Source organism: Pseudomonas sp. BF-R-19 (assembly GCF_019956445.1).
Lineage (GTDB): Bacteria > Pseudomonadota > Gammaproteobacteria > Pseudomonadales > Pseudomonadaceae > Aquipseudomonas > Aquipseudomonas fluorescens_BH.
Genome location: NZ_JAHBDN010000081.1, coordinates 171,274 through 189,304 on the forward strand (window position 1 = coordinate 171,274; position 18,031 = coordinate 189,304).

At 58.1% G+C, this 18,031-nt stretch carries 16 protein-coding genes, 3 tRNA genes and 1 pseudogene; 1 reads left to right on the forward strand and 19 read right to left on the reverse strand.

Going from position 1 to position 18,031, the window contains the following annotated elements:
* Positions 1 to 14 precede the first annotated feature (14 nt).
* The 4 genes and pseudogenes from KGB28_RS31860 to ampD all read right to left on the reverse strand — a co-directional run bounded on the left by KGB28_RS31860 (position 15) and on the right by ampD (position 3,625).
* Positions 15 to 944 carry a methyl-accepting chemotaxis protein gene (locus KGB28_RS31860; RefSeq protein ID WP_411740599.1) on the reverse strand — a complete coding sequence of 310 codons (930 nt, stop codon included), beginning with the start codon at positions 942 to 944 and terminating at the stop codon, positions 15 to 17.
* Positions 921 to 2,012: pseudogene (locus KGB28_RS31865) on the reverse strand (methyl-accepting chemotaxis protein); the annotation flags it as partial. The pseudogene KGB28_RS31865 and the gene KGB28_RS31860, both read right to left, overlap by 24 nt.
* 219 nt (positions 2,013 to 2,231) lie before the next feature.
* Complete coding sequence (gene ampE / locus KGB28_RS23820) at positions 2,232 to 3,068, reverse strand: regulatory signaling modulator protein AmpE (RefSeq protein WP_223448207.1); 837 nt, start codon at positions 3,066 to 3,068, stop codon at positions 2,232 to 2,234.
* Positions 3,068 to 3,625, reverse strand: a complete 558-nt coding sequence (gene ampD, locus KGB28_RS23825) for a 1,6-anhydro-N-acetylmuramyl-L-alanine amidase AmpD (protein ID WP_223448133.1) — start codon at positions 3,623 to 3,625, stop codon at positions 3,068 to 3,070. The genes ampE and ampD overlap by 1 nt, the downstream gene beginning before the upstream one ends.
* A 252-nt stretch (positions 3,626 to 3,877) precedes the next feature.
* Here ampD and nadC point away from each other — a divergent pair, with 252 nt between their 5' ends.
* Complete coding sequence (gene nadC / locus KGB28_RS23830; RefSeq protein WP_223448134.1) at positions 3,878 to 4,726, forward strand: carboxylating nicotinate-nucleotide diphosphorylase; 849 nt, start codon at positions 3,878 to 3,880, stop codon at positions 4,724 to 4,726.
* Positions 4,727 to 4,777: 51 nt separating this feature from the next.
* Here the strand turns inward: nadC and KGB28_RS23835 are convergent, their stop codons facing one another.
* From KGB28_RS23835 to folP, 15 genes are all read right to left on the reverse strand, one after another.
* A complete protein-coding gene (locus KGB28_RS23835; protein ID WP_223448135.1) occupies positions 4,778 to 5,083 on the reverse strand; it encodes a DUF6388 family protein in 306 nt (101 codons plus the stop codon).
* Between the two features lie 133 nt (positions 5,084 to 5,216).
* A tRNA-Thr gene (locus KGB28_RS23840) sits at positions 5,217 to 5,292 on the reverse strand.
* A gap of 138 nt (positions 5,293 to 5,430) precedes the next feature.
* Complete coding sequence (gene pnp, locus KGB28_RS23845) at positions 5,431 to 7,536, reverse strand: polyribonucleotide nucleotidyltransferase (RefSeq protein WP_007915263.1); 2,106 nt, start codon at positions 7,534 to 7,536, stop codon at positions 5,431 to 5,433.
* A gap of 205 nt (positions 7,537 to 7,741) precedes the next feature.
* On the reverse strand, positions 7,742 to 8,011 hold the full coding sequence (rpsO, locus tag KGB28_RS23850) for a 30S ribosomal protein S15 (protein WP_015093441.1): 270 nt from the start codon (positions 8,009 to 8,011) through the stop codon (positions 7,742 to 7,744).
* Between the two features lie 142 nt (positions 8,012 to 8,153).
* Entirely contained in the window at positions 8,154 to 9,071 is a 918-nt protein-coding gene (gene truB / locus KGB28_RS23855; protein WP_108218143.1) for a tRNA pseudouridine(55) synthase TruB, read from the reverse strand.
* A gap of 3 nt (positions 9,072 to 9,074) precedes the next feature.
* Complete coding sequence (rbfA, locus tag KGB28_RS23860) at positions 9,075 to 9,476, reverse strand: 30S ribosome-binding factor RbfA (protein WP_007973108.1); 402 nt, start codon at positions 9,474 to 9,476, stop codon at positions 9,075 to 9,077.
* Positions 9,477 to 9,635: 159 nt separating this feature from the next.
* Positions 9,636 to 12,161: a translation initiation factor IF-2 gene (gene infB, locus KGB28_RS23865; RefSeq protein ID WP_223448136.1), complete on the reverse strand. Its 2,526-nt coding sequence runs from the start codon at positions 12,159 to 12,161 to the stop codon at positions 9,636 to 9,638.
* A gap of 27 nt (positions 12,162 to 12,188) precedes the next feature.
* On the reverse strand, positions 12,189 to 13,670 hold the full coding sequence (nusA, locus tag KGB28_RS23870) for a transcription termination factor NusA (protein WP_008057419.1): 1,482 nt from the start codon (positions 13,668 to 13,670) through the stop codon (positions 12,189 to 12,191).
* A 59-nt stretch (positions 13,671 to 13,729) separates the two neighbouring features.
* Entirely contained in the window at positions 13,730 to 14,188 is a 459-nt protein-coding gene (gene rimP / locus KGB28_RS23875) for a ribosome maturation factor RimP (RefSeq protein ID WP_064387885.1), read from the reverse strand.
* 138 nt (positions 14,189 to 14,326) lie between these two features.
* Positions 14,327 to 14,403 (reverse strand) — tRNA-Met (locus KGB28_RS23880).
* Between the two features lie 97 nt (positions 14,404 to 14,500).
* A tRNA-Leu gene (locus KGB28_RS23885) sits at positions 14,501 to 14,586 on the reverse strand.
* A 22-nt stretch (positions 14,587 to 14,608) separates the two neighbouring features.
* Positions 14,609 to 14,992, reverse strand: coding sequence for a preprotein translocase subunit SecG (gene secG, locus KGB28_RS23890; protein WP_010463489.1), 384 nt, complete (start codon positions 14,990 to 14,992; stop codon positions 14,609 to 14,611).
* Between the two features lie 4 nt (positions 14,993 to 14,996).
* On the reverse strand, positions 14,997 to 15,752 hold the full coding sequence (gene tpiA, locus KGB28_RS23895) for a triose-phosphate isomerase (protein WP_150727489.1): 756 nt from the start codon (positions 15,750 to 15,752) through the stop codon (positions 14,997 to 14,999).
* A 66-nt stretch (positions 15,753 to 15,818) separates the two neighbouring features.
* A complete protein-coding gene (gene glmM, locus KGB28_RS23900) occupies positions 15,819 to 17,156 on the reverse strand; it encodes a phosphoglucosamine mutase (protein ID WP_150727490.1) in 1,338 nt (445 codons plus the stop codon).
* A gap of 16 nt (positions 17,157 to 17,172) precedes the next feature.
* Complete coding sequence (folP, locus tag KGB28_RS23905) at positions 17,173 to 18,024, reverse strand: dihydropteroate synthase (protein WP_223448137.1); 852 nt, start codon at positions 18,022 to 18,024, stop codon at positions 17,173 to 17,175.
* Positions 18,025 to 18,031: the final 7 nt, after the last annotated feature.

The following is an 18,031-nucleotide window of genomic DNA, read 5'->3' on the forward strand; positions in this document are numbered from 1 at the left end:
GTACCGAGGGAATTTCAGACCCGGAATGCGCTGATCAGTTGCTTCAACTCCACGACCTGGGCCGACAACGCCCGGCTGGCGTCTTCGGTCTGATGCGCACCTTCAGCGGTGCGCTCGCCGGCGCGATTGATTTCGACGATGTTCTGGTCGATGTCGTGGGCCACGGCGGTTTGCTGCTCCACAGCGGCGGCAATCTGCTGGTTCTGGTCGACGATCATGCCGACCGCTCCCAGAATGTTTTCCAGCGCGCGCTGGACCTTCTCCGACTGCCCGACCGTGCCGTTGGCCATTTCATGGCTGGTGCCCATGGCCTTGACCGCCGCGCCGACACCGCCATGGAGCCTGGCGATCATCTGCTCGATTTCTTCGGTCGATTGCTGGGTTCGTTTGGCCAGGGTCCGGACTTCGTCGGCTACCACGGCGAAACCACGGCCCTGCTCACCGGCCCGAGCTGCCTCGATGGCGGCATTGAGCGCCAGCAGGTTGGTCTGCTCGGCGATGCTCTTGATCACTTCGAGCACGCGACTGATGGACTGGCTGTCGCTGGCCAGTTGGTTGATCACCAGCACCGATTGATCGATCTCGCTGGCCAGCGCGGCAATGCTGCCTTGCTGCGACTCCACCAGACTGCGGCCACTGATGGTTTCATCGTTGACACTGTGGGCACTGCTCACCGCCGCGGCGGCACTGCGCGCCACTTCCTGGGAAGTGGCCGACATCTGGTTCATGGCCGTGGCCACTTGTTCGATCTGTGTGCGCTGCCCGGCGACGGCCTGGTTGCTTTGTGCGGAAACGTTTTCCACTTGCCCGGCCTGACGCTCGACTTCGCTGACGGTCTGCCCCACCCGCTCGATCAGGTCATGGATTTTTTTCACGGTGCCGTTGAACACCTCGCCCAACTCCCCCAGCTCATCGCGGCTGTGGGCGCTGAAGGTCACGGTCATGTCGCCGGCCGCCACCTTGTCCATCACCGCCCCCAGGCGCTTGAGCGTGGTGCGGGTCGAGGCATAGAACGCGCCGTAGAGATAAAAGATCAGCACAAATACGACTGACAGCGCCACGGCCTGCAAGATCATGTGTGTACGGTTCTGGTCCAGGCGTTGCTGCAACTGCGGGCCCAGATACTTCAGGGTTGCTTCGTTGAGTTGATAGGTCTGGTCCATCAGGGCGCTGACCTGATCGTAAAAGCCCTGCCACGGCGCATCGAGGGTATCGGCCATGACCACTTGCTCCTCGAACAGCTCGCTGGCTTTCTTCAAGGATGCCCGACTGCTATCGGCCTGAGCGGCCAGGTTATCGCGTGCGGCTTTGCTGGAACCCAAGGCATCCTGCAACTTCAGGCCATACTCGGCCTGGAGCTTTTCAATCTGCGCCAGCAATTCATCGAAACGGGTACTCGAAGCCGAGTTGATGAACCCCTGCCCCAGCGAATAAGACCCCATTGCCCGACCTTCGCCCAGGATCTGGGTGACCCGTGGCGTGACGAGGGTGACGAGCTCGCTCAACTGGCGCATGTCGCTCTGGTTGTCACGACTGAGGCCGGACTGGCTGGTGATGAGCTGGCTGAAAATCTGCGCGCTGCCCACCAGCTTGCCGATCAAGGCACTTTTGCTTTGCAGGGAGTTTTCCGTTTGCTGGGCCTTGAACGCGGCGATCATTTCATCGCGTTTGCCATCAAACACCGCGACCTGCTCCGGGTCGCTGGTCATCGCCGTCAGTCCTTGCAAACGAGTCAGAATATTCTGCTCGAGGGCGCTGATTTTCGATTCGACATTGCCGGCCTTGCCGGATTGGCCGAGGCTGACATTGATCTGCACCAGGTTGTTCAGGGTTTCCAGATCGCGCCGTAACGTCAGGCTGCTGCCCAACAGGTCGAGACTTTGCAGTTCGATGCGCGTGCCCTGGAATTCGCGATAGGAGTCACGCACCAGATAGAAGTTGGTCACCAGCATCGGCACCAGGAACAGTACGCTGATCAGGCTGAACTTCATGCCGAAGCTCAGGCGGTTCATCAGTGCGACAGCGGGATAGAGCAAGCTCTTCACTGGATGTCTCCCTTCGATTTCTTATTTTTTTTATTGGCAGGCGCAGATAGGCGGCAGATAGCCACTATTCAGCGCTATCTCTGTATAACTTAAATCGGCAGGAGGTTTTGTAACTTAAGGTTAACGACAGGGCGAAGCACTTCGGATAAGTGATCGCCCTGTGGCGAGGGGGCATTAACTGTTGGACTAATGCAGGACCGTCCACAACGCAAACCCGGCATACCAGAGCACCGCCGCACGCAGCAGCAGCGCCCAGATGCGGTCCAGATTGTTGATACCCTCTGCACCGGCCACCGGCGCCGGAATTTCACCGGCCACCAGCCCGACTTTCACGATCAATTGCGCGGCGCTGATGTTCCAGTTCAGCAGCTCATGCAGCATGACCCGACTGACCGCGACAAAATTGCCGACCAACGCCAGGCTCGCCGCCAGCAGACGCACCGGCAACCAGTCGAAGGCGTGACGCAGTTGCCCGGCGCGTTCGACCACTGCAGGGTTTTTCCCGTGTTCTTCGGCCAGCGCCAGCAGCCGATAACTCAGTGCCGCGACCGGACCCAACAGGAAGTACCAGAAAATCACCGCGAAAAAACTCTGGTAGGCTTCCCACAACAAATGCCCTTCGACCTGTTCCAGCAGCTGCTCGCCACTGTCTGCGCAGATATCCAGATCGCGCTGGGCGACATGGGCCGCGGCCTGCAGGTCCTCCCGACGCCAGGCATCGCGGAACGGCCCGAGATCGCCCAGCAGATCACCGCGCCCCAGGCTGTAGATCACCACCAGCAAATGGATCGGCAACGCCAGCAACCCGTAGGCCACCGGTTCGATGACCAGCAGCAGCAAACCCAGCAACGCCACTGGCAACAAGACCATTACCGACAACACCAGCCATGGCCGGCCAGAAAATCGCGGGCTGGCCTCAAGCTTGTTCAGCTCGTGTATCCAGCCACTGTCCCGCTGAACCCGATGACGCAAGGCCGAGAACTTCTCGATCCACACCGCCAACAGCAACACCAGAAAATTCATCATCCTTCCTCTTGTGCCAGGGCGGCACGATAGCGTGCCCAGTCGAACGCCGGCCCTGGATCGGTTTTGCGCCCCGGAGCAATGTCGCTGTGCCCGCAGATGCGCTCTGTAGTGATCGCCGTGAACGCCTGCTGTAACTGGCGGGTCAGGGCTGTCAATGCGCTGTACTGCGCATCGGTGAACGGCAGATCATCCGTGCCTTCGAGCTCGATGCCCACGGAAAAATCGTTACAGGTTTCCCGCCCCTCGAAGCTCGAGACACCCGCATGCCACGCACGCTCAAGACATGAAACGAACTGGGTGACGGTACCGTCACGCTCGATCAGAAAGTGCGCCGACACCCGCAAATCCGCGATCCCTTCAAAATAGGGGTGTTCGGTGACATCCAGACGATTCTGGAAAAATTCCTGCACCTTGCCGGTGGCGAACTGCGCCGGCGGCAGGCTGATGTTGTGGATCACCAGCAGGGAAATTTCGCCTGCGGGGCGCGCATTGAAGTTGGGTGAGGGGCAGACATGCACACCCTGAATCCAACCGCTCGCGGGGTCCAACTGCATACCGATTCCTTCGACGTCGACTGTGTTGGCACAGTATGCCGTGATAATCCCCCGGGGCGCGATCACTTGCCGCGATTGAGGCGCTGGAGTTTGCCGATCTCAAACAGGCGTTTGTTCGGAGTCGACGGTCAACGCCGACAACGGCAGGGATTCGACCAAATGCAGGCGCCAGCACCAACGTAACGCTCTGATGCCTTGGGTTGGTCCGTGCCATGGCCCTATAATCGAGCCACTTTGTTTGTGGAGTCCGTTATGCCGAATCTACGTCTCGCCGATCTGACCGCCGAAATCGAAGCCAACGTGCGCCGTGCGTTGCGTGAAGACATTGGCAGCGGCGACATCACCGCGCAGTTGATCCCGGCCGAACGCCTGGCCAAAGCCACCATCATTACCCGTGACGCGGCCGTCATCAGCGGCACCGCCTGGGTGGATACCGTGTTTAGGCAACTGGACCCACGGGTGGCGGTGCACTGGCAGGTTGCCGATGGTGAACGGGTGACGCCCAATCAGGTGCTGTTCCACCTCGAAGGCCCTGCGCGCTCGCTGCTGACCGGCGAACGCAGCGCTCTGAACTTCCTGCAATTGCTCTCCGGCGTGGCGACCCGCGCGCAATACCTGGCGGACTTCGTGGCCGAAACTCAGGTCAAGCTGCTCGACACCCGCAAAACCTTGCCGGGGCTGCGCCTGGCGCAAAAGTACGCCGTGACCTGCGGCGGTTGCCACAACCACCGCATCGGCCTGTATGACGCCTTCCTGATCAAGGAAAACCACATCGCCGCCAGTGGCGGCATCGCGCAGGCCATCGCCGCCGCGCACAAGATCGCACCGGGCAAACCGGTCGAGATTGAAGTGGAAAGCCTGGATGAACTCAAAGAAGCGCTGGCAGCCGGTGCCGACATCATCATGCTCGACGAACTGAGCCTGGACGACATGCGCGAAGCCGTGCGCCTGAATGCCGGTAAAGCCAAACTGGAGGCCAGCGGCGGGATCAACGAAAGCACGTTGCTGCCGATTGCACAAACCGGGGTGGATTACATTTCGATCGGTGCGATGACCAAGGATGTGAAGGCTGTAGACCTTTCGATGCGCCTGAGCATCTGATCGCTCTCGTGCAATGAAAAACGCCAGCCCCATTGAGGCTGGCGTTTTTGCTCAAACCACCAGATTGTTCATCTCGCAGTACTCTTCCCACTCGACACCTAGCACCTCGGCCGCTTCTTTATGCAGCTTCAGGCGTTCTGTCTCGTATTCTTCCGGTGTCGAGGTGTACTTGAGGCTCAACTCCCACGGCTGCAAGCCCTGGGCTTCGGCTTCATCCTCGAACGCCCACTGAATCTGGTCCTTCTGATCATCGGCACTCAGGTCCTTGATCTCTTCCATCAGATCCGGCACATCCAGCACGTACTTTTTCAGTGCTTCTTCGTGTCTGGCTTCTTGGGTCAATTCTTTTATTGTCATGGCGTTCTCGTTGATCTGGGGAATGGAAGATGGATCTGGATCATCAAGGATCTCTCTGACGCAAAAAAACCGTATGAAGCGCGGTTTGTCTGGCCTTCAGAACCATTCGGGATCATCTGAAAACAAGTCTTGCTGGTGCCCGAGACAGGAATCGAACCTGCGACCTTCGCGTTACGAGTGCGCTGCTCTACCGGCTGAGCTACACGGGCGGTGGGCTAAACCTAGCACTGACTTCAGGGGCAGGCAACTTCCGGAACGTCTCAATTTCCTGCAGACAAAAAAATGCCCCACAGCTTTCACTGCGGGGCATTTTCTACAACGTTGAAGCGGTCAGGCGTGAGGCGTAATTAAACGCCCGAAGCCTTGGCTGCTGCCACGTCTTTGATGGACAGCTTGATACGGCCGCGGTTGTCCACGTCCAGTACCAGTACTTCCACTTCCTGGCCTTCTTTGAGGATGTCGGTCACTTTCTCAACGCGAGCGTCGCTCAGCATGGAGATGTGAACCAGACCGTCCTTGCCCGGCAGGATGTTGACGAATGCGCCGAAGTCGACGATGCGCTCAACCTTGCCGACGTAGATCTTGCCGATCTCGGCTTCAGCGGTGATGCCCAGAACGCGCTGACGAGCAGCTTCTGCCGCTTCCTTGGTTTCGCCGAAGATCTTGATCGAACCGTCGTCTTCGATGTCGATCGAAGCCTTGGTTTCTTCACAGATCGCACGAATGGTCGCGCCGCCTTTACCGATGACATCACGGATTTTGTCGGTGTCGATTTTCATCGCGATCATGGTCGGAGCGTTGGCCGACAGTTCGGTACGCGACTGGCCAATGATCTGGTTCATCTGGCCGAGGATGTTCAGGCGCGCTTCCAGGGCTTGGCCCAGAGCGATCTCCATGATTTCTTCGGTGATGCCCTTGATCTTGATGTCCATCTGCAGCGCGGTGACGCCTTTGGCGGTACCGGCTACCTTGAAGTCCATGTCGCCCAGGTGGTCTTCGTCACCCAGGATGTCGGTCAGGACGGCGAATTTCTCACCTTCTTTAACCAGACCCATGGCGATACCGGCAACCGGCGCCTTCATCGGCACACCGGCGTCCATCAGGGCCAGGGAAGCGCCGCAAACGGAAGCCATCGAGCTCGAACCGTTGGATTCGGTGATTTCCGAAACAACGCGGATGGTGTACGGGAACACGTCGGCGGCAGGCAGCATGGCCGAAACCGAACGACGGGCCAGACGGCCGTGACCGATTTCACGACGACCAGCGCCACCCATGCGACCACACTCACCTACCGAGAACGGAGGGAAGTTGTAGTGCAGCATGAACGGGTCTTTCTTCTCGCCTTCCAGGGTGTCGAGCAGCTGTGCATCACGGGCAGTACCCAGAGTTGCAACGACCAGAGCCTGGGTTTCGCCACGGGTGAACAGAGCCGAACCGTGGGTCTTTGGCAGAACGCCGACTTCGATGTTCAGCGGACGGACAGTCTTGGTGTCGCGACCGTCGATACGTGGCTTGCCGTTAACGATGTTTTCGCGAACGGTGCGGTATTCGATTTCGCCGAAAGCCGCTTTGACTTCGCTGGAAGAAGGCTGGCCTTCTTCACCGGACAGCTTGGCAACGACCTGGTCCTTCAACTCGCCCAGGCGAGCGTAACGGTCGGCCTTGACGGTGATGGTGTAGGCCTGAGAGATCGCTTCGCCGAACTCGGCACGGATAGCGCCCAGCAGTTCGGTGGCTTCTGGCGCAGGAGCCCAGGTCCAGGTTGGCTTGGCAGCTTCAGCGGCCAGTTCTTTGACGGCGTTGATCACAACCTGGAACTCGTCGTGAGCAAACAGTACCGCGCCCAGCATCTGGTCTTCGGTCAGCTCTTTGGCTTCCGATTCAACCATCAGCACGGCGTCCGAAGTACCGGCAACGACCATGTCCAGGCTCGAAGCAGCCTGTTGCTCGTAAGTCGGGTTCAGCAGGTAGCCGGTGCTTTCGTGGAACGCAACGCGGGCAGCGCCGATCGGGCCATCAAAAGGAATACCGGAGATCGCCAGGGCAGCCGAGGTACCGATCATCGCAGCGATGTCCGGATCGGTCTTCTTGCTGGTGGAAACGACGGTGCAGACAACCTGCACTTCGTTCATGAAGCCTTCCGGGAACAGCGGACGGATCGGACGGTCGATCAGTCGGGAAGTCAGGGTTTCTTTCTCGGAAGGACGGCCTTCGCGCTTGAAGAAACCGCCAGGGATCTTACCGGCAGCGTAAGTCTTTTCCTGGTAGTGAACAGACAGAGGGAAGAAGCCCTTGCCTGGATCGGCTTGTTTTGCACCGACTACGGTCACCAATACGCTGACGTCGTCGTCAACGGTGACCAATACTGCGCCGGAGGCCTGACGGGCGATACGGCCAGTCTCGAGGGTAACGGTCGACTGACCGAACTGGAATTTTTTGATTACCGGGTTCACGGTGTCCTACCTTCATTGTGGCTCTTGGGGAACTGGTTTCTTGCGAAATTCTTGGGCAACGCCGGGAGTCGGCCCGACTGGTTTGTCCAGGTGTAACTCAGGTAAAGCAGGTATCCAGATAAAACTTGAGGCTGGGAGCCTGCCATGCGCCGGCGGGAAACCCGCTGGTGCACGACAGACAACCAACCTCTAGCGCAATCGCTTATTAGCGACGCAGACCCAGGCGACCGATCAGAGTCTGATAGCGACCCAGATCCTTGCCTTTCAGGTAGTCCAGCAGCTTACGACGCTGGTTAACCATGCGGATCAGACCACGACGGGAGTGGTGGTCTTTACCGTTGGCCTTGAAGTGACCTTGCAGTTTGTTGATGTTGGCGGTCAGCAGTGCAACTTGCACTTCTGGCGAACCGGTGTCACCAACAGCTTGCTGGTAGTCAGCTACGATTTGAGCTTTTTCTTGAACGTCGAGAGCCATGAGGCAATCCTTTTATCAGGAAACTGTTTCAAAAAAACAGTTTCAACAGGCCAGGGACAAATCCCTGTATCTAAAAATGAGTAGTGACCGTGCCTGTTAACAGCCACCCTCGCCAGCCTGCTGTTACACAGACTGGTTTCGGTCACTCCGACCGAATCAAACGACGTGGCGCGATGCGCCCGTCTTCGCTCACTTCACCGATACCGATGAAGCGACCATTGTGATCCTGTACCCGCACCATGCCGAACTTCGGAGCATCCGGGGCACGTACCGGCTGGCCGTTGAGCCAGTAGAACGCGCTCGCTTCCGAGAACTGCAGCAGAGGCCAATCCAGCAGGCCGCTGTCCGATGGCATCAGGAAGCGATCGACCGCTTCGTTGCCGCCTTCGGCATGTACCGCTTCCAGCTCTTCGAGGGTAACTGTCTGCGCCAGGGTGAATGGCCCGGCCTGGGTACGTCGCAGTTCTGCAACGTAAGCGCCACAACCGAGTTGCTCACCAATATCCTCCACCAGGGTGCGGATATAGGTGCCTTTAGTGCAATCCACCGCCAGCCGCGCAGTATCACCTTCGAAGGCCAGCAATTCCAAGCGCGTAATAGTAACAGAACGCGGTTCGCGCTCCACTACTTCGCCTGCACGAGCCAGCTTGTACAGCGGCTGGCCATCGCGCTTGAGTGCCGAGTACATCGGCGGTATCTGACTGATTTGCCCACGAAATTTTGGCAGTACAGCCTCGATATCGGTGCGACCAACGGTCACCGGGCGTTCCTGCAAAACCTCACCTTCGGCATCCGCCGTGGTCGTGGTCTTGCCCAGTTGCGCCAGGGTTTCATAACCCTTGTCGGAATCGAGCAGGTATTGCGAGAACTTGGTGGCCTCACCGAAGCACAACGGCAGCACGCCGGTGGCCAAGGGATCGAGACTGCCGGTGTGCCCGGCCTTCTCGGCATTGAGCAACCAGCGAACCTTCTGCAAGGCCGCGTTGGAGGTGAACCCCAGCGGTTTGTCGAGCAGGATGATGCCGCTGACGTTACGACGGATACGTTTGACCTGAGCCACCGATTACTCCTTGGTGTCTTCGGCTTCTGCCGCAACCGGATGCTGATTGTCTTCAGCCACTGCGCGCTCGATCAATGCCGACAGATGCGCACCACGCACGACGCTTTCGTCGTAGTGGAAGTGCAGCTGAGGAACGCTGCGCAGCTTCATCTCGCGAGCCAGCTGCATGCGCAGGAAACCGGCGGCAGAGTTCAGCACCTTGATGCTTTGTGCGATTTCTTCGGCGCTGTCCTGCCCCATCACGGTGATGAAAATCTTGGCGTGACCGACGTCACGGCTGACTTCCACTGCGGTAATGGTGACCAGGCCGACGCGCGGGTCTTTGACTTCACGACGGATCAGTTGTGCCAGCTCGCGCTGCATCTGATCGCCGATACGTTGGGTACGGCTATATTCTTTTGCCATGTCTTGTTACCTGTTACTGCCTCACGGTGAAACCCGTGTGGTCTGAAAGCGGCAAACGCCCGGCCTGACAGAAGCCAGACCGGGCGTTGCGTTTAGAGTCCGGGTGATGCGCCGTGCATTTGCATGTGGCGGCCCATCACGGCTCTTGAAGTGCGCGAGTTAGAGGCTGCGAGCAACCTGAACCTTCTCGAAGACTTCGATCTTGTCACCGACTTTGACGTCGTTGTAGCTCTTCACGCCGATACCGCATTCCATGCCGGCACGTACTTCGGAAGCGTCATCCTTGAAGCGGCGCAGGGATTCCAGCTCGCCTTCGAAGATAACGATGTCTTCACGCAGTACACGGATTGGACGGTTACGGTGCACAACACCTTCGATAACCATGCAACCGGCGATCGCGCCAAACTTCGGCGAACGGAACACGTCACGCACTTCGGCGATACCCAGGATGTTCTCGCGAACATCGCTGCCGAGCATACCGGTCAGGGCTTTCTTGACGTCTTCGATGATGTCGTAGATCACGTTGTAGTAACGCATATCCAGACCTTCCTGCTCGACGATCTTGCGCGCGCCGGCATCGGCACGCACGTTGAAGCCGAACAGTACAGCGTTGGAGGCCAGTGCCAGGTTGGCGTCGGATTCGGTGATACCACCGACACCGCCACCCACTACACGCACTTGCACTTCGTCGTTACCCAGGCCGTTCAAGGCACCGTTCAACGCTTCCAGCGAGCCACGGACGTCGGATTTGAGGACGATGTTGAGCGTCTTCTTCTCTTCCTGGCCCATGTTTTCGAAGATGTTTTCCAGCTTGCCGGCGTGAGCGCGAGCCAGCTTGACTTCGCGGAACTTGCCTTGACGGAACAGAGCCACTTCACGGGCTTTCTTCTCGTCGGCAACCACGCTCATCTCGTCGCCAGCATCCGGGGTACCGTCCAGGCCGAGGATCTCGACAGGGATGGCCGGACCGGCTTCCTTGATTGGCTTGCCGTTCTCGTCGAGCATGGCGCGAACGCGGCCATAGTTCGAACCGACCAGGACCATGTCGCCCTGACGCAGGGTACCGTCTTGAACCAGAACGGTAGCCACCGGGCCACGGCCCTTGTCCAGACGCGATTCAACCACGACGCCACGGCCAGGAGCCGACGGAGTTGCAGTCAGTTCCAGAACTTCGGCTTGCAGCAATACAGCTTCGAGCAGTTCGTCGACGCCAGTACCCATCTTCGCCGAGACCGGTACGAACGGAGTGTCACCACCCCACTCTTCCGACGTCACGCCGTGAACCGACAGTTCGCTACGGATGCGATCGAGGTCAGCACCTGGCTTGTCGATCTTGTTCACTGCAACAACCAGTGGCACACCAGCCGCTACTGCGTGCTGGACAGCTTCAATGGTCTGCGGCATCACGCCGTCGTCCGCTGCAACCACCAGGATCACGATGTCGGTCGCCTTGGCACCACGGGCACGCATTGCGGTAAACGCAGCGTGACCAGGGGTGTCGAGGAACGTCACCATGCCACGGTCGGTTTCAACGTGGTACGCGCCAATGTGCTGGGTGATACCACCGGCTTCGCCAGCAGCTACCTTGGCACGACGGATATAGTCGAGCAGGGAAGTCTTACCGTGGTCAACGTGGCCCATTACGGTCACGACTGGTGCACGGGAAACTGCCTCGCCTTCAAACTTCAGGGACTCGGCCAGGGAATCTTCCAGGGCGGTGTCGCTGACCAGGGTCACTTTGTGGCCCAGCTCTTCAGCAACCAGTTGAGCAGTTTCCTGATCCAGTACCTGGTTGATGGTCGCTGGAGTACCCAGTTTGAACATGAACTTGATGATTTCAGCAGCCTTCACCGACATCTGCTGGGCGAGGTCGCCAACAGTGATGGTTTCGCCGATCTTCACTTCGCGCACGACAGGGCCGGTCGGGCTCTGGAAACCGTGGGCGTTGCGCTTCTTCAGCTTGGCCTTGCCGCGACCACCACGACGGAAGCCATCGCTTTCTTCATCGGTAGTACGTGGGGCAACGCGTGGAGCCGGCGCCTTTTCCTTGACCGAAGCACGATGCGGAGCGTTTTTGCGCTCGCCATCGCCGCTACCGCGACGATTGCTGTCGTCGGCACGTGGCTTGTCCGGACGACGCTGTTCGTCACGCTTGCGGGTATCGGCCGCAGGAGCCGGAGCAGCCGCCACAACCGGTGCGCTTTCGCGAACTGGCTCGGCCACCACAGCAGGCGCTGCAACAGGTACGGTTAGAGCGGTCGGCGCAGCAGCAGGCTGGCGACGCGCTTCTTCTTCGGCGCGACGCTTGGCTTCTTCTTCAGCCTTCTGACGAGCAGCATTTTCTACTGCGCGACGTTCATCCAGTTCACGCTTGCGCTCGGCTTCGATTTCTTCCGGGCTGCGCTGTACGAAGACTTTCTTCTTGCGTACTTCAACGCTGATGCTTTTGCTGCCAGCAACACGCAGGGTGCTGGTGGTTTTACGCTGCAGCGTAATCTTGCGTGGTTCTTCCACTTTCGCCTTGTGGCTGCTTTTCAAGTGAGTCAGCAACGATTGCTTCTCACTGTCAGTCACATGTTCTTCGGCGGCGGTGTGCGGCAGACCTGCCTCACGCATCTGCTGCAACAGGCGCTCTACCGGTGTTTTGACCTCATCGGCCAGTTGTTTCACCGTGACTTGCGTCATGCACTTCTCTCCTCAGGCCGCGCCTAATTACTCGAACCAGTGGGCTCGGGCGGCCATGATCAACTTGCCGGCACGATCATCGTCAATGCCGTCGATGTCGAGCAGGTCGTCAATAGACTGCTCGGCCAGGTCTTCGCGGGTAATTACGCCGCGCACCGCCAGTTCCATCGCCAAATCCTTGTCCATACCCTCAAGCGAGAGCAGGTCTTCGGCCGGATGGGCGTCTGCCAGCTTTTCCTCAGTAGCGATGGCTTTAGTCAACAAGCGATCCTTGGCACGAGCGCGAAGCTCGTTGACGGTATCTTCGTCAAAGCCGTCGATGTTGAGCATTTCTTCCAACGGTACGTAGGCAATCTCTTCCAGGCTGGTGAAGCCTTCATCTACCAGCACCTGTGCCAGGTCTTCGTCGACTTCCAGCTCGTCGATGAAGTTGCGCAGGATGTCGCCGGTTTCTGCTTGCTGTTTAGCCTGGATGTCCGATTCGGTCATCACGTTCAGGGTCCAGCCAGTCAACTGGCTAGCCAGACGCACGTTCTGACCACCGCGACCGATGGCCTGAGCCAGATTGTCTGCGCCAACGGCGATGTCCATTGCGTGGGCATCTTCGTCAACGATAATTGCCGCAACCTCGGCCGGGGACATGGCGTTGATCACGAACTGAGCCGGGTTGTCGTCCCACAGAACGATGTCAACACGCTCACCGCCCAACTCACCCGACACTGCCTGGACGCGCGAACCGCGCATACCGATGCAAGCGCCTTGCGGGTCGATGCGTTTGTCCTTGGAGCGAACGGCGATCTTGGCGCGCGAACCCGGATCACGGGACGCAGCCATCACTTCGATCAGGCCTTCGGCAATTTCCGGCACTTCGATGCGGAACAACTCGATCAGCATTTCCGGCGCGGTGCGCGACAGGATCAACTGCGGGCCGCGGTTCTCGGTGCGGATTTCCTTGAGCAGCGCACGCAGACGCACGCCAACCCGGAAAGTTTCGCGAGAAATGATGTCTTCACGGGCCAGCAACGCTTCAGCGTTGTTGCCCAGATCAACGATCACGTTGTCGCGGGTGACTTTTTTCACGGTGCCGGAGATGATTTCACCCAGGCGCTCGCGGTAAGCGTCAACAACCTGAGCGCGCTCGGCTTCGCGAACTTTCTGCACAATGACTTGCTTGGCAGTCTGTGCAGCAATGCGGCCAAACTCGATGGACTCGATTTTCTCTTCTACGACATCACCGACCTTGGCGCCAGGATGCGTTTCGGCAACCTTGCTCGGCCAGGTTTCGATGGCCGGATCGTCCAGGTCTGCTTCTTCGACGACCGTCCAGCGACGGAATGTCTCGTATGCACCCGTGTGGCGATTGATCTCCACACGCAGATCAACTTCGTCTTCGAAACGCTTTTTGGTAGCGGTGGCCAGAGCCAGCTCCAGCGCTTCAAAAATAACGTTTGCCGGTACGCCCTTTTCATTGGATACCGACTCAACAACCAGCAGTACTTCTTTGCTCATCGTACGCCTCGCCTTTCGCAAGCCATTGGATCCGCGGGATCCGCAGTATCTGGCACGCCTCAGTCAAAACTGGGAATAATGTTGGCCTTGTCGATCATATCGATCGGCAACAGGAACTCATGGTCTTCTACCTGCACCACGACATCCTGCTCTTCTACGCCGCGCAGAAGGCCCTGAAAGTTGCGTCGTCCTTCAAAAGGCGAGCGCAGCTTGATCTTCACTTGTTCACCGGCAAATTTTGCAAACTGCTCAAGAGTGAACAGCGGGCGTTCCATGCCAGGCGAGGAAACTTCAAGGGTGTATTCAACGGTGATTGGATCTTCAACATCCAGCACACCGCTGATCTGACGGCTGACGATGGCGCAATCGTCCACCAGCACGCCGCCTTCTTTATCGATATAAACGCGCAACATCGAGTGACGACCCTGAGCCGAAAACTCGATACCCCAGCATTCATAGCCTAGGGCCACGACCACCGGGGCCAGCAAGGCCTGCAACTCTTCTAGCTTGCTCGACACCTGAACCCCCTAGTGCATGTATGTGCATGCTATGCAAAATAAAAAAATGGGCGAAACGCCCATCCTTGAAACGCCGTCGAACAGCGGCGTTGAAAGTGTCCAGCTAACAAAAAGCCCCTTAAAAGGGGCTCCTTAAACTGGTTGCGGGGGCCGGATTTGAACCGACGACCTTCGGGTTATGAGCCCGACGAGCTACCAGACTGCTCCACCCCGCGACAAAGCTGGGGCGGAAGTATACGACCGATCCCCTACAGGGTCAATGTAACCTTCCACCTGCAAGAAAGCCCGCAACAGCGGGCTCTCCTGACTAATTGGTACCGAGAAGGGGACTCGAACCCCTACACCCTATGGGCACAACCACCTCAAGGTTGCGTGTCTACCAATTCCACCACCTCGGCAATACTACGTTTGAAACCCTTCTTACTTCTGCTCTTGAGCTGGAGGCACGTCAGTCGCTGGAGTAGCCGACTTTTGCTCTTGAAGCACCGGGACATCATCAGAAGCCGGTTGTTGCTTTGGAACTTCCAGTACCGCTGGATTTGGGAGACCTACTTGAGTCAGCTGTTGAGCCTTCTCTTTAGCAAAGTAACCTAACCCCAAGCTGGTTATGAAAAAACCTGCGGCAAGTATAGCAGTAAACTTACTAAGAAAGGTAGAGGAACCTTGGCTTCCGAACACAGTATTTGAAGCACCTGCTCCGAAAGACGCGCCAGCATCCGCACCTTTACCCTGCTGCAGCAAAACCAGAGCTACTACGCCCAATGCACCCAGCAGATGAAAAACGACTACGACTGTTTCCAGCATTTTTTCAGTTTCCCGCGGCGCGACAAATCGCACCGAACTCATCTGCATTCAGGGAAGCCCCACCAATCAGGCCCCCATCGATATCCGGCATGCCGAACAGTTCGACCGCATTGGCCGCCTTCACGCTGCCGCCGTATAGAAGCCGCACACCTTGTGCGACTTCAGAATTCTCTGCCGCCAACTGGGCGCGAATGGCTGCGTGCACATCCTGCGCCTGTTGTGGCGTTGCAGTCAGCCCGGTGCCAATGGCCCAGACCGGCTCGTAAGCGATCACTGCCTTGGCAAAGGCACCGACACCCAGCTCCTCGATGATACTGCCCAGCTGACGCGAGACAACCTCAAGAGTCTTTCCGGCTTCACGCTGCTCAAGGGTTTCCCCTATGCACAACACCGGAATCAAGCCACATGCCTGCGCCGCTGCGAACTTGCGGATCAGCATTCCGTCCTGCTCGCCCATGATCTGGCGGCGTTCGGAGTGCCCGACAAGCACCAGGGAACAACCCGCATCCACCAACTGACTCGGTGCAACTTCACCGGTCAACGCACCTTGTCCGGATTCCACCGCAGAATTCTGCGCGCCGACCGAAATCGACTTTCCTTCCAGGCCATCAATCACTTGATTGATATGCAGGCAAGGCGGGAATACCGCAACATCAACATCGCTCGGCAAGGCCAAGTCACGAAGGCCGTTGATCAGCTCAGCGACGCTGGCGCGGGTACCGTGCATCTTCCAGTTACCAGCTACCATAGGGCGACGCATGCTGTACCTCGTCGGTCAAAGTGGGCGCAGATGTTACCCAACACAATCATGGCTGGCAAGCCGAATTCAGGCAGAAACTTCAGTAACCAGTTTTGCCAGCTCTTCGGCATAGCCACGAACCTGCGTTTCGTCTTCGCCTTCGACCATCACACGCACCAGTGGTTCGGTTCCGGACTTGCGCAACAGCACACGCCCCCGACCCGCCATGGCCTTGGTCACACGCTCACTGGCTTCCTTGACCGACGGATGGTCGAGCGGGCTTGCGCCGCCACCGAAACGCACATTGATCAGCACCTGAGGGCATTTGCGCAGCGCCTGACGCGCTTCAGCCAAACCTTGCCCACGGGCTTTCAACGCCTTCAGCACCTGCAACGCGGCGATAATCGCATCACCAGTGGTGGTGTAATTGAAGCAAACGATATGACCCGAATTTTCGCCACCGACCAGCCAGTTGCGCTCCAGCAGATCAGCAATCACATAACGATCACCAACATTGGCGCGGACAAATGGAATCGCCAGGTCGGCCAAGGCCAACTCCAATCCCAGATTGCTCATCAATGTACCGACTACACCACCTTGCAGCTTGTCTCGCTCATGCAGGTCGCGAGCAATGATGAACAGCAACTCATCACCATCGACGATCGCCCCCGTGTGATCCACCATCAACACCCGGTCACCATCACCATCGAAGGCGATACCCAGATCGGCGTGTTCAGCCAGCACAGCGGCCTGCAGTTGCCCCATATGGGTCGAGCCGCAGTTGTCATTGATATTCAAACCGTTGGGCTGTGCGGACAAGACCACGACTTCGGCACCCAACTCACGAAACACGCTCGGCGCCACCTTGTAGGTCGCACCATGGGCGCAGTCGATCACAATCTTGAGGCCGGTAAAGCTGGTACCGGTCGGCACACTGCTCTTGCAGAATTCGATATACCGACCCGACGCGTCATTGATTCGCGACACTTTGCCGATCTTGCTCGACTCAACCACAGTCATTGGGGTATCGAGCAACTCTTCGATCATGTGTTCGACTTCATCCGGCAGCTTGGTGCCATTGCCGGAGAAGAACTTGATGCCATTGTCATCATGCGGATTGTGCGACGCACTGATCACGATGCCAGCCTCGGCATGAAAGGTACGCGTCAGGTAGGCAATAGCCGGGGTCGGCATAGGCCCAAGGAGCATCACATCAGCACCTGCCGACGTCAGCCCTGCTTCAAGCGCAGACTCGAACATGTAGCCGGAGATCCGGGTGTCCTTACCTACCAATACCTTGCAGGCGCCCATCTTGCGGAACGCCATACCTGCAGCCCAGCCGAGCTTGAGCATGAAATCAGGAGTAATCGGGTATTCACCGACACGCCCACGAATACCATCGGTGCCAAAATATTTTTTGCTCATAAGTGCTCCATCATTCTTATTCGGCTGATTCCACTGCGGCAATCATCCGCACCACATCCATTGTTTCGGCTACATCATGGACGCGCAATATACGCGCACCCTTCGCTGAAGCCAGCGCCGCGAGCGCCAAACCGCCATACAGTCGGCCCCCCACCGGGCGATTCAACGCCTGACCAATCATGCTCTTTCGCGAAACCCCGACCAACAGGGGCCGCCCCAAGGCATGCAGGGCTTCCATATGTTTGAACAAACTCAGATTGTGCTGCAAGGTTTTGGCGAAGCCAAAGCCGGGGTCAAGAATGATCCGCTCAGCCGCAATTCCCACCAATGAACACTGATGCATGCGCTCGGCGAGAAACTCACCGACTTCCCTTGTAACGTCCTGATACTGCGGATTGTCCTGCATATCGCCTGGCTCTCCAAGCATATGCATCAGGCAAACCGGTAACCCGGTGGCCGCCGCAGCATCCAGGGCGCCATCGCGACGCAACGAACGTACGTCATTGATCAACCCGGCACCCAGGCGCGCAGTTTCACGCATGACAGCTGGCGTGGAGGTGTCGACCGAGATGATGACGTCCAGTTCGCGACTGATGCGCTCGACAACGGGCGCTACGCGCTCCAGCTCCTCCAGTGGCGACACCGCTCTGGCGCCAGGACGGGTAGATTCGCCACCGACATCGATCAGCGTCGCGCCGGCCACCACCATGGCTTCGGCGTGGCGCATGGCCGCGTCGAGCTGGCTGTATTGGCCACCATCGGAGAAAGAATCAGGAGTGACATTGAGAATACCCATGACATGCGTCTGGGCCAAATCAAGAACCCGGTTGCCGCAAGGCAACCGGGTCGAGAACTGAACAGAAGTCATTTCAAAC

Coding starts and splice junctions, on each gene's coding strand:
- KGB28_RS31860 (WP_411740599.1), bottom strand. CDS start 944: ATGACCGTGACCTTCAGCGCCCACAGCCGCGATGAGCTGGGGGAGTTG.
- ampE (WP_223448207.1), bottom strand. CDS start 3,068: ATGAATTTTCTGGTGTTGCTGTTGGCGGTGTGGATCGAGAAGTTCTCG.
- ampD (WP_223448133.1), bottom strand. CDS start 3,625: ATGCAGTTGGACCCCGCGAGCGGTTGGATTCAGGGTGTGCATGTCTGC.
- nadC (WP_223448134.1), top strand. CDS start 3,878: ATGCCGAATCTACGTCTCGCCGATCTGACCGCCGAAATCGAAGCCAAC.
- KGB28_RS23835 (WP_223448135.1), bottom strand. CDS start 5,083: ATGACAATAAAAGAATTGACCCAAGAAGCCAGACACGAAGAAGCACTG.
- rpsO (WP_015093441.1), bottom strand. CDS start 8,011: ATGGCTCTCGACGTTCAAGAAAAAGCTCAAATCGTAGCTGACTACCAG.
- rbfA (WP_007973108.1), bottom strand. CDS start 9,476: ATGGCAAAAGAATATAGCCGTACCCAACGTATCGGCGATCAGATGCAG.
- infB (WP_223448136.1), bottom strand. CDS start 12,161: ATGACGCAAGTCACGGTGAAACAACTGGCCGATGAGGTCAAAACACCG.
- nusA (WP_008057419.1), bottom strand. CDS start 13,670: ATGAGCAAAGAAGTACTGCTGGTTGTTGAGTCGGTATCCAATGAAAAG.
- secG (WP_010463489.1), bottom strand. CDS start 14,992: ATGCTGGAAACAGTCGTAGTCGTTTTTCATCTGCTGGGTGCATTGGGC.
- tpiA (WP_150727489.1), bottom strand. CDS start 15,752: ATGCGTCGCCCTATGGTAGCTGGTAACTGGAAGATGCACGGTACCCGC.
- glmM (WP_150727490.1), bottom strand. CDS start 17,156: ATGAGCAAAAAATATTTTGGCACCGATGGTATTCGTGGGCGTGTCGGT.
- folP (WP_223448137.1), bottom strand. CDS start 18,024: ATGACTTCTGTTCAGTTCTCGACCCGGTTGCCTTGCGGCAACCGGGTT.